The sequence below is a fragment of the Streptomyces sp. NPDC001153 genome (genome assembly GCF_053598315.1).
On record NZ_JBSFJZ010000018.1, the window covers coordinates 30,333 to 40,959 of the forward strand.

Annotated in this window: 8 protein-coding genes and 1 pseudogene; 2 read left to right on the forward strand and 7 right to left on the reverse strand. The window is 71.4% G+C overall.

Features of this window, described 5'->3' with window-relative positions; translation table 11 throughout:
* Window positions 1-453 precede the first annotated feature (453 nt).
* The 3 genes and pseudogenes from ACWDEN_RS21435 to ACWDEN_RS21445 form a co-directional block, all read right to left on the reverse strand.
* Window positions 454-2,187, reverse strand: a complete 1,734-nt coding sequence (locus ACWDEN_RS21435; protein ID WP_450859934.1) for an immunity 49 family protein — start codon at window positions 2,185-2,187, stop codon at window positions 454-456.
* A 407-nt stretch (window positions 2,188-2,594) separates the two neighbouring features.
* A pseudogene (locus ACWDEN_RS21440) lies at window positions 2,595-3,497 on the reverse strand (aldo/keto reductase).
* A 72-nt stretch (window positions 3,498-3,569) separates the two neighbouring features.
* Complete coding sequence (locus ACWDEN_RS21445) at window positions 3,570-4,166, reverse strand: NADPH-dependent FMN reductase (protein WP_351614575.1); 597 nt, start codon at window positions 4,164-4,166, stop codon at window positions 3,570-3,572.
* 102 nt (window positions 4,167-4,268) lie between these two features.
* Here ACWDEN_RS21445 and ACWDEN_RS21450 point away from each other — a divergent pair, with 102 nt between their 5' ends.
* Entirely contained in the window at window positions 4,269-5,105 is an 837-nt protein-coding gene (locus ACWDEN_RS21450) for a helix-turn-helix domain-containing protein (protein WP_351614577.1), read from the forward strand.
* Window positions 5,106-5,601: 496 nt separating this feature from the next.
* Here the strand turns inward: ACWDEN_RS21450 and ACWDEN_RS21455 are convergent, their stop codons facing one another.
* From ACWDEN_RS21455 to ACWDEN_RS21470, 4 genes are all read right to left on the reverse strand, one after another.
* Entirely contained in the window at window positions 5,602-6,318 is a 717-nt protein-coding gene (locus ACWDEN_RS21455) for a recombinase family protein (RefSeq protein WP_450859895.1), read from the reverse strand.
* A 185-nt stretch (window positions 6,319-6,503) separates the two neighbouring features.
* Complete coding sequence (locus ACWDEN_RS21460) at window positions 6,504-7,268, reverse strand: NAD(P)-binding domain-containing protein (RefSeq protein ID WP_450859896.1); 765 nt, start codon at window positions 7,266-7,268, stop codon at window positions 6,504-6,506.
* 578 nt (window positions 7,269-7,846) lie between these two features.
* Window positions 7,847-8,824: an aldo/keto reductase gene (locus ACWDEN_RS21465; RefSeq protein ID WP_351614586.1), complete on the reverse strand. Its 978-nt coding sequence runs from the start codon at window positions 8,822-8,824 to the stop codon at window positions 7,847-7,849.
* Window positions 8,825-8,834: 10 nt separating this feature from the next.
* Window positions 8,835-9,797, reverse strand: a complete 963-nt coding sequence (locus tag ACWDEN_RS21470) for an alpha/beta hydrolase (protein ID WP_351614590.1) — start codon at window positions 9,795-9,797, stop codon at window positions 8,835-8,837.
* Window positions 9,798-9,928: 131 nt separating this feature from the next.
* Between ACWDEN_RS21470 and ACWDEN_RS21475 the strand changes: the two genes are divergently transcribed.
* On the forward strand, window positions 9,929-10,582 hold the full coding sequence (locus ACWDEN_RS21475) for a TetR/AcrR family transcriptional regulator (RefSeq protein WP_351614593.1): 654 nt from the start codon (window positions 9,929-9,931) through the stop codon (window positions 10,580-10,582).
* The last annotated feature ends 45 nt before the right edge of the window (window positions 10,583-10,627 follow it).

A 10,627-nucleotide genomic window follows, 5' to 3' on the forward strand; every position in this document is an offset into this window, starting at 1 on the left:
GGACCGCCTCGCCAAGGGCGGATGGCCGGCCGGCGACCTGACGGCCGACGCCCCGCCCGGTGCTCACCTCGGGCAGGCCCTCGCACAGATCCTGGCCGCGGCCATGGCCAGCGAGACCTCGGCATCGGCGAGCTCGCCCGGCCGGCCCAGGCAAGCCACCCCACGGTCCAGGCAGTCCTTGATGGAACCCGGCTGCCCGCCTCCCCCACAGTCCTCCTGCTCGAACTCGCGCTGGACCTTCCGCTGTACCCGCCGGGCCCTTTCGAGCAGCTCCGGCCCACGGCCGGCAACTGACCGGGCAGCTGCAGCTTCCCCCTCCCGGCTTCATGGACCTGGAGTGAGGGAACGTACTGCCTCCCGGAGCCACCGGCCGCCTGGGCACGTACAGGCGCCGGTCCGCCCTCGGTCCTCGGCCTGAGGGCCGGCAGGGGGATCCCGCTGCGGCCCGCCCCCCTAGAAGGGTTCGGCGGCCCGCAGGAGATCTTGCGGAAGGTAGGGGGACTCGACGCGGATGGCCCAGCCGCGGCGGCGGGCGTGGCAGGCCAGGGCGAGGATGTCCAGGTTCACGGAAGCGGCCGGATCGTCGGCGCGGTCGGCGACTTGGTAGTAGTCGCGGTGGGCTTCGAGCGCGTCGGCCAGGGCCAGGTTGAAGCTTTCCTCGTCGCCCTCCACGAGTTGTGACAGCAGCACGGCCGGCGGCATGGCGAAGCCCCAGTCCGTGGCTTTCTCGGCCTGTTGCAGCGCCCGCTGCGCGGCCGGTTCGGGATCGGTGCCCTTCAGATAGGCGTGGAGGGCTTCGCGGTACGCGCTGAAGGCGGAACCGTCCGGGCCGGCGAAGGTGGGGCCGGTGAGGACCAGCGGGGCGAGGTCCTCGCGTGCGCCGGTGATGAGGGCGAAGGCGGTGGCCGTCTGCCAGTTGCCGGCTCCGGCCTCCTCGTCCCGCTCGGCCGGGTAGCGCAGCGTGCGGCCGCCGACAGTCACCTCGGCCTCGGTGCCCGGCTCCGCGAGGGCGATACGGAAGAGAGCCGCCCCTGCCTGGGAGGCCAGCCGGAGGTTCTCGAGCAGGGCGTCTGTGACCGCGGAGTCTCCCGCACGCCACTTGAACAGACGCTCCTGATCACCCATGACGTCGCCGAGCCGCCAGACGGCGAGGGGTTCTCCGTCGGCGGCGGTGAACGCCTCCTGGACGTGTTCCTCGTACCTGGCCTCCATCTGCGGGCTTACCGTCCGTGCGCAGACGGGCCGTTCCACGACCAGCGGGCCCGCGGCGAGCGCGGCGACCGCGTCCGGGCGCCGGTTCCGGCCGAACCCGCCGACCCGGGGGCCTCGGGTCTCGAAGCCGGTGATCAGCGCGTGCGGGAGGTAGTCGGTGCGGACGGCCGGGGCCCAGCCCAGGGTCCGGTACGCGAGAGCGGCGAGGGCGATGGGAACGAGCGGGAGGAGAGTGCTCGGGGAGGCCGCCGGGCCGTGCAGGGCGGAGTGCCTGGCCAGGAGGTCGGCCAGCGCGGCATCGAAGGCTTCCCGGTCCTCGGCGGTCAGGGCGCGCAGCGTGAGCAGCGCCGCACTGTCCGGTCGGTCCAGGAGCGGCTCGCCCGTCTCCTGGGATCGGGTTCGGACGCGGTCCAGGGCCGCGTCGACGGCGGTGAGCTTGGCCTGCGCGCTCGGCGGATACTCCTCGTCGTTGCCGGTGTCGTCCAGCACCACGGCCATCAATCCCGTAGCGAGCTCGCCGACGGGCGTCCCCTGCGCCTTCTCTGCGAACTTCTCCCGGGCGAAGTGGAAGGCCTCGCCATGCCACTTGGCTCTGTCCCTGAGGACCGTCAGGCAGAGCGCATCGATCCACTCCCCGGGCGTGACGCTCTCCTCGGGGGCATCCTCACCGGGGTCGTAGCTCATGCCGAAGTTCACGTAATCCAGGAAGACCTGGAAGCTGCAGTGCGGGTGGTAGGCGGCGTAGGCGACGGCGCCGACCGCTGCTTCGGATGCGTCCTTGAGAGCGGCCTTGGCCTCCGGGGTGTCGAGGTCGGGTGTCTCGACGGAGAGGGCGCCCAGGTAGTCGAGGAACTCGTCCGCGATCGACTGCCATTCGTAGGTGGCCATCCGGCCGCCCCTCGACATGGACCGCACCTGCCCCCCGATGCGGTTCGTGAAGTCCTCGCGTGCTGCCGACACGACGGCCCCGCCCACCTGGTGACGCTCTATTCGCACTGCCCTGCTCCTTGGTAGATCTCTGCGAAAGCCAGCCTAGGTGGGAGATCTGACAGGCCAGCCACTGCTGTGACCGGGCCCTGGCCGGACCGCGCCGCGGGGTTTCGTGGCAGGTGCGTCAGCGGCGGTGCGTGCCGTGCCGCCTCTGGAAGCCTCGCGAGCCCGGGGGTGGCCGGAGACTTCGCGCGCGCGTGTTCAGCCGAGGCCTGTACCCCCAGTGGCCGGACAACATCGAGCACCAGCATCACGTCCGGCACGGTGACGTGGACACCGCCCTCACCGACAGCCACCCTCCCGGTTCCGCGCGGTGAACCGAAAAGCCCTGCTCGCCTCGTGTGTGCTCGCTGCCGGTGAGGGCGGCGAAGTCGTAGTGCTCCAGGACGTGCTCAGAACCCGGTGGCCAGCCGGGGCGTGTACGGACGTTCCAGCACCGCGAGCTCGTCGGCGGTCAGCCGGACGTCCAGCGCGGCCGCCGCGTCGTCCAGGTGGCCCGGCGGGTCGCGCCGACGACCGGGCGGTGACCACCGGGTTGCCCAGCACCCAGCCGAGCGCGACCTGCGCCATCGACAGGCCCGGGCCCGCGCGAAGGACTGCACGGAGTCCACGATCGGCCGGTCGACGTCCGCGAAGAGCCGCCTGGCGACCGGATCCCCGGCCGAGCGGGCCATCGCCTGCCCGTACGGGCAGGCCAGCCGCCCGGAGGCGAGCGGGCACCACGTCAGGCTGCCCACCTCCTGGTCGGCGAGCAGCGGGAACATCTCCCTCTCCTCCTCGCGCTGCACCAGGCTGTACTGGTGCTGTATCGACACGAAGGCCGGGCCGCCGTCCCCGCGCCGCGGTGTGCTGCAGCTTGGCGAACTGCCAGGCCCACATCGAGGAGGCGCCGACGTACCGGACCTTCCCGGCCGCCACCACCTCCCGCAGGGCCGCCACGGTGTCCTCGACCCGGGTCGCCGGGTCGAAGCGGTGCAGCCTGCAGAGGTCCGGGTAGTCGGTACCGACGCGGGTCAGCGAGCCGTCCACCTGCGCCAGGATTGCCTTGCGGGACAGCCCGGAGCCGCCCGGGCCGTCGCGCATCGGCAGGCCACCCTCGTCGCGCTACGACGTCTTCGCGCCGGGTGTTGCCGGACCGCGCGGCCGACCAGCTCCTCCGGGGCACCGCCGCCGTACACGTTGGCGGTGCCCCAGAAGGTGATGCCGACCTCGACCGCCCGCCGGAAGACCGCCGCTGCGGCCTCCTCGTCAAGCGCCCACGGGTTGTGCCCGCGGCCGCTGCCGCCGAAGCCCATGCAGCCGAGCGCGATCCGGCTGACCGCCGGGTCGGTGCCGCCGGGCTTGACGTACTCCGTCGTTCCCCCCACTCACGCCGGGTACGGTTCGGCGGCCCGCGCGTGCTTCAACGCGCCTGCCCACCAGGACAGTTGGTCGAGCATGGTCTTGGCGTAGCCGGACGCCTGCGGGTCGTCCGGGCGGCCGTCCGTCCAGGCGGTGAAGTAGTTCGGGAAGGCCAGGCCGTCCCGGATGGTCACCGCGTGCAGCTCGGTCAGCACGTTTTCCAGGTGCAGCACGGCGTGCCGGCCGCCGGCCGCGCCGCCGTAGCTCACGAAGGCGACCGGCTTGGCCGTCCACTGGGTGAAGTGCCAGTCGATGGCGGCCTTCAGCGAGGCGGGGTAGCTGTGGTTGTACTCCGGCGTGACAATCAGGAAGGCGTCCGCGCCCTCCAGGGCCTCGGTCAGCCCGACCATCCCGGCCGGGCGGGGGTAGTCGGCGCCCGCGAACTTCGGCGAGGCGGCGGGCAGGGCCAGCGGGAGGTCCACCTCGGCCAGGTCGACCACCTCCACCTCGAACCCGCCGTGCGCGACGGCCCGTTCGGCCACCCACGAGGACACCACCGGGCCGAACCGGCCCTCCCGGACGCTACCGACGAGGATCACCAGCTTGTGCGTGTTCTTCTCCATGGCCACCACCATCGGCCCGCCCGCCGGCCGCAACCAGACCGTGCCCAGGCTGGCCCCCGCAGGGCCACCCTCCGTGCTGCCGCCAACCGTTACGCTCGTCGCATGGGCACACCACTGGGGGACTTCATCCGCGCCAAGCGCGACAGCATCCAGCCCGAGACGCTCGGCCTGCCCGACCACGGCCGCCGCCGCTCGCCCGGGCTGCGCCGCTCCGACCTGGCCGTCCGCGCCGGCATCAGCGTCGAGTACCTGACCCGGCTGGAGCAGGGCCGCGACCGCAACCCCTCCCCCGCCGTGGTCCACGCGCTCGCCGACGCCCTCAGCCTCGACCCCGCCGAGCGCGGCCACCTGCGCTACCTCACGAAGATCACCGGCGGCGCCTGCGCCGGCCGCACCCGGCCCGCCCCGCCGCCCCGCGATGTCCGCCCGGCCGTCCACCAGACCCTGCGCCTGCTCGAACCGGGCGTCGCCGCCGTCACCAACCGCCTCGGCGACATCCTCGCCCACACCACCGGCTACGCCGCCGTCCTCGGCGCGGCCGGCCTGCTCGACGTCCCGGCTCCGAACCTCACTCGCTACGTCTTCACCGACCCCCGGTCCCGCACCCTCTTCCCCGACTGGGACGAGGTCGCGGACGAGCAGGCCTTCGATCTCTGGCTCGGCCCCTCGGCCGAGAACTCCGAATGGCTCAGCACCGAACTCGCCCCCGTGGCCGGCCCCGAGTTCACCCGCCGCCTGGGCAACCACCGCGTTCCCCGCCGCGGCCCGCTCCGCCTCCAGCACCCGGCCGGGCCCGAACTCCGCCTGCTGCGCGAGACCTTGGACCTCACCGCCGACGCCCAGCAGCTCCTCGTCCTGCTCCCCGCAGACGAGGACACCGCTGCCCACCTCGACCGGCTCACCCAGCCGACCCCGGCCCGCCTGCGGGCGATCTCCTGAGCATGGCGAATTCGACGATCCGGTCCGTCCAGGGACGGCTTCCAGCCTTGTGTGGTGTCCACGACCAGGCAGGGGACGTCCGGCGAAACCGGGACCCACGACTCGATCCGCTGTTCCCCCTCCGCGATGCGGTGCAGGAGATCGGCGTCCACGTGAACGGCGCGCCAAAGCATTTCGGCGGCTCGGCGGGTGATGCGCACGCCGGCGAGTTCGGGATCGACGGTCCTGGACAGCCGCCTCCGCCCCCACGCTCGTGGCCGACTTGGCCCTGTTCTCCCCCCGAAGCTGCCGCGAAGTGAAAAGTGACTCAGCGTGTCGTCAGGGCCTTGGCTTCTGTGTGAGGTTCAGGAACCTCGCTGCCGGTGAGGGCGGCGAAGCCGTGGTGCGCCTGGGCGACGGCTTCGGGGTACGTCTCGCGCTTGGCGTGCTCCGCGAGAGCCCGGTGAATGCCGGCGACGGAGGGATTCTGTCCCTTGCGCTTGCCAAGTGGGGATGATCAGGTCGGGCTGGATCTGTTCGACCGACTCCCCGTTCGGTCTCCGCCATCGCGGCGAACAATGCGAACAGCAGCTTCCCCGGCCCGGTGGGGTCGTAGATGCCAGGCAGGGGCCCCGGCCGGCATTTCCAGGACCAGGCCGCGGGCGGTGAGGTGGTCGGCGAGCGCGGTCAGTTCGGCGGCGTCGCGGCCGAGCCGCTTCAGCTCGCACACATGACCCGGCAGTGCGGGGTGTACGCCTTGACCTCCCGCGCCGTCCTCAGCGCCACGTCGAAGGCCGGCCGTACGCGGACGCGGGTGCTGATCTTCTTCGTTGAAGATTTTGTCCCTCGGGATGCCGTGCTTGCTGAGCGCGTCGAGTTGGGAGTCGAGTGACTGCCCGAGGGTCGAGCAACGGGCGTAGCCGATGCGGATGTCCGCGCTGGCAGATCCGGGTCGATGGGTGCCGAGGGCGGGGTGCCGGGCCGCCAGGGGCCCAAGGGGCGCCCGGGGCTGCGGCCGGCCGGGGTTGGCATGCTGCGCCTTCTTCAGTCGGGGGACCATGGTGAAGCGGCGGGTTTGGTACGCGGAGGCGATCGCGCCGCCGCGCGAGGGGCAGGGTGAGCCGGGTGGTGCGTCACACTGCGGACAGGCGCTCTGCTCGACGTCGTCGGCGTCCGACCGCTCGGCCGTAGAGGGCTGCTGAGGGTCCGTCATAGGCCCGGATCTTCGCACCATGCACGTCTCAGAATGGGGTCCGTCCCGCTTGCGAGTGAGAACGGTTTCTGAGAGTCGATCGAGGGTCGGACGTGGCCCGGCGGTCACTCCTTGATCTTGCTCGCACAAAGGACGGCACCGTTTGCGAGAGGCGTGCAAGGGGTCGCCGTTCCAGGTCGCGGGCGCCAGTCCCCACCGGGAGGCTCTTACTTCAGATCGGAGAGGAGGCCGTCCAGGGCCTCCTTGAGGGCTGCGGCGTTGGCCGGATCGAACCACGTGGTGCGGATCCGCTCGTTGTTCCCATTGGGCGTCTCGTGGTCGGCTGCAAGTTGATGCAGAGGGCGGCTCGCCTCATTCAGTGAGCGGCCGACGTTCTGGAAGAGGCCGCGCACATACTGTTCGGCGGCGTCGGGGGCGATGCCGTGGCCGGTGGCCCACGAGGTGAGCGTGGCGAGGTAGGCGTAGTGGGCGGTGAGGGTGCCGGTCAGTGCGGAGAAGACGTCGAAGGCGTTCTCGTCCGCGACGGAGAGCGCCCCGCCCAGCTCTTCGAAGAGAGCGTCCACCACCGGGTGCGAGGGGCAGGTCACGGTGACGGAGCGACGCTCGCGCACGGCGGGCAGCGGGATGGCGTGGACGATCGGGGCGCCGGTGGCGAGGGTTCGACGCAGGTCGTCGATGGCGACGCCGGCCATCAGGTTGACCACGGTCTTGTCGTCGTCCACCTTCAGCCCGGCGAGCGCCTCGTGGTGGTCCTGGCGGCGCACGGCAATGATCACCAATTCGGAGCGGTCCACCACCTCCTGGTTGTCGGCGCACACCTGGATGTCCTCGAAGCGCTCGGACAGTTCGGCGGCGACGCGGGCTCCCCGGGGAGAGAGGAAGATCTCCGGCGACGCACCGCCCCCGCTGCGCAGGCCCTCGACGAGGGCCTTGCCGATCTCGCCCACTCCTATGATGCCGATTCGCTGCACTGTGTCGTCCTCCGTGGTGCGCGGTGGTCGTGGCTCGTGTGGTGCGGCTCTGTACGGTCGCGATGGTTGCGTACGGAGTCGAACGGAGCCGTCGTCACGCTGGTCGCCTTCTTCTCCACAGCGATGTGACCACGAGAACGCCCGCCAGACAGGGAATCGTCCCGGCCCGGCCCAGCTGGGCGGCAATCCGGTCGCGCCGGAGGTGTCCTTGGTCAGCAGCCCGGCCAGTCCGGCGCTGGCGGAGAGCACGAACATCACGGTCGCGACGGGGCAGGCCCACCGCTTGCCTGCCTTGACGGCCCAGGCCGCCGTGAGCCAGCCAAGGACGCCGAGTGCTCCGATGACGGACGACACGACCAGGTACGTGGTGACGGCCGAGTCGACCCGCGCCTGGGACTAGTCGGGATAGCCGGCCCGGATGTGATCGGCCGGCAGATGGGTGGTGCCGCAGTCGACGTACGTGGCGATCGTCGCGAGGACAGTGAGCGCCAGGCCCCACGCACATCGCTGCGAGCGGCCCTCGGGCGGGGTGATTGCGTCATCAGGATGCTTCTCTCGTCAGTCCTCTTCATGTCTCTTCATTGGTCGATCAGGGCGATGCCGTGGTCGCCGTATCGGGCCCCTTGGGCCCCGGTATCGGGGACGGCGGCGTCGATGTTGCCGAGGTCGGTGGCGGTCAGGTGCAGGTCGAGGGCGGCCAGGTTGTCGCGCAGGTGGGTGCGACGGGAGCTGCCGGGGATGGGGATGACGTCGCTGCCGCGGGTGAGGAGCCAGGCGAGGGCGATCTGGGCGGGGGTGGCGTTCTTGGCCTCGGCGAGGTGGGTGATGGCGTCGACGATGGCCAGGTTGGCCTTGAGGTCGTCGCCGTTGTAGCGGGGGGCGGTGGCGCGGAAGTCGCCGGGTTCGTACCGCGTGGTGCTGCCGACGGCCCCGGTGAGCAGGCCCCGCCCGAGAGGGCTGTAGGCGATCAGGGTGGCGCCGAGACTGCGGATCGTGGGCAGGATGTCGGTTTCGACATGGCGTTCCCACAGCGAGTACTCGGTCTGGACGGCGCTGATCGGATGGACGGCATGGGCGCGGCGGAGGGTAGCGGCCGAGACTTCGGACAGGCCGATGTGGCTCACCTTGCCCTGGGCGACCAGGTCGGCCAGGGCGCCCACGGACTCCTCGACGGGGACGGCGGGATCGATACGGGCGAGGTAGTACAGGTCGAGGTGATCGGTGCGCAGCCGGCGCAACGACGCTTCGCAGGCACGCCGCAGATCGTCGGGTGAGCCGGCGGGCACCAGGCCCTCGGCGGTGCGCCGGACTCCGGTCTTGGTGGCCAGCACGGCGCGGTCGCGGTGCGGTGCGAGGGTTCGGCCCAGGAGTTCCTCGTTTGCTCCGTCGCCGTAGAAGTCGCCGGTGTCGAACATGGTGACGCCGTAGTCGAGGGCCTCCAGCACAGTTGCCGCGGCCTCGTGCGGGTCAGTGGAGCCGTATATGCCGGTCATGCTCATGCAGCCGAGGCCAAGTCGGGAGACTGCCGGGCCCTCGGGTCCAAGGGTGCGGTGCACTATTCCTCCGTCACTTTGCCAGGGCCGCACGGAGGAACGCGAGGATCTCCGCCTGGGCGGCCTCGGCCTGTGGTTCCACGCCGGGCAGGGTGAGGAACGCGTGCTTTGCGCCCGGGTATTCGGAGAGCCGCACAGAGGTCCCTGCCTCGCGCAGCCGCTCGGCGTAGCGGCGGCCGTGGTCGGCGACCGCGTCCTGGGTGGGCACCACAACCAGCGCCGGGGCGAGCCCGCTCAGGTCGTCCGCATACAGGGGTGAGACGGCGCCGGCGTCGACTCCCGGCGGGACGGCGAGCCGCTGGAAGAGCCGCAGCAGCGGCAGAGCCCGGGTCGGGCTGTATGCGTACTCGGCGATCGAGGGGTACTCGAACATCGTCCCGGTCACGTCGACTGCGGGGTTGACCAGCACCTGCGCCTTGAGCTCCAGCCCGGCCTCCCTGGCCCGGATGGCCGTCAGCGCGCTGATCAGCGCGCCGCAGCTCTCACCGAAGACGGCCGCGTGCGCCGGGTCGACGCCCCACTGCGAGGCGTGTCGCACCACGTGCCGGAGCACGTCCCAGCCGTCGTCGGCGGCGTTCACGAGTGGGCTGCCGGGGGCGAGGAGGCGGTGCTCGACCGAGACGACGAGGGCGGGCAGCCGCGCGGCGAGGTGGCTGTTGGTCCAGTCGCACTGCACCGCCGTGCCCACGAAGCTGCCTCCGTGGACATGGACCACCAATGGCAGGTCGGTTCGGGCTGCGGCTTCGTCGTCTCCCGTCGGCGCCGGCCGGTAGACCCGGACCCGTAGGTCGCGGCCGGGCAGCGCGATCTCCTGCCAATCGATCGCGGCGCCGGTGTCCGGCTCTCCGAGGATCGCCCGCGCCGCGCTGGAGGCCCGGAAGCGGTTCTCCGCGTCGCGGTAGGCACACAGTTCCTCGGTCGTTATCACCGAGAAGTCCGGCTCCGGCGGTCGTAACGCGGTAGTGAGCTCGCTCATGTCTCCTTCTTCCCTCCCGGCCGGATGCCGGGTGCGTCGTTGTGGCCGGGCAGTGCGTTGCCCTCATTATGCACGCAGTGCGTGCATCAGCAAGTGCATAGGTTAGGCTGGGCCCGGATGAGAGGGGCGAAATGACTGGTCGAAAGCGATGGTCGACCGAGGAGATCCTGGACACGGCGGCGGAACTGCTGCGCACGAGCGACGCCGAGTCGTTCAGCGTGCGCAAACTCGCCGCAGCGCTCGGGACCGACTCCTCCAGCCTCTACCGGCACTTCCGCAACAAGACCGAACTGCTGCGCGCCGCTGCCGACCGGATCCTGCTGGCCGCCATGGACGGCTACCGCCCCGAAGGCGACTGGCAGCAGCGCATCACCGCCCTGGGCCTGCGCCTGCGCGAGGCGTTCGGCGAGCAGCCCCAACTCGCCGTGGTGTGGGGGCACTACGGGTCTGGCGGCACCGGATCCCGATTGGTCATGGAGGAGCTGCTGCAGGCCCTGCGCGCATCCGGCCTGCCCGACGAGGAGGTCCCGGTGCGATACCACCGCATCGTCATCCTCCTCGCCGCGCTGATCTCCTCCGAGGCCGGCATCAGCACCCTCACCCCCAAGGAGTACGAACAGGGCATGGAGCAGTTCCGCGTCGCGGTGCTCGGCGCCGACCCCGAACGCTTCCCCGCCTTGGCCCACTTCGCCCGCGACATCCGCCCCCTCGGAGCAGACCGCCGCGCCGCATTCGAAGAGATCCTCGCCACCCACCTCGCCCACATCGAGACCCAGATCCCCTGACGTGCCGGATCACGCGTGCCCTGCGGTCGGGTCACGCCGCTGCCG

Excerpts from the sequence above, each read along its gene's own strand:
- ACWDEN_RS21445 (WP_351614575.1), bottom strand. The coding sequence starts at position 4,166 with ATGGAGAAGAACACGCACAAGCTGGTGATCCTCGTCGGTAGCGTCCGG.
- ACWDEN_RS21450 (WP_351614577.1), top strand. The coding sequence starts at position 4,269 with ATGGGCACACCACTGGGGGACTTCATCCGCGCCAAGCGCGACAGCATC.
- ACWDEN_RS21455 (WP_450859895.1), bottom strand. The coding sequence starts at position 6,318 with ATGGTGCGAAGATCCGGGCCTATGACGGACCCTCAGCAGCCCTCTACG.
- ACWDEN_RS21470 (WP_351614590.1), bottom strand. The coding sequence starts at position 9,797 with ATGAGCGAGCTCACTACCGCGTTACGACCGCCGGAGCCGGACTTCTCG.
- ACWDEN_RS21475 (WP_351614593.1), top strand. The coding sequence starts at position 9,929 with ATGACTGGTCGAAAGCGATGGTCGACCGAGGAGATCCTGGACACGGCG.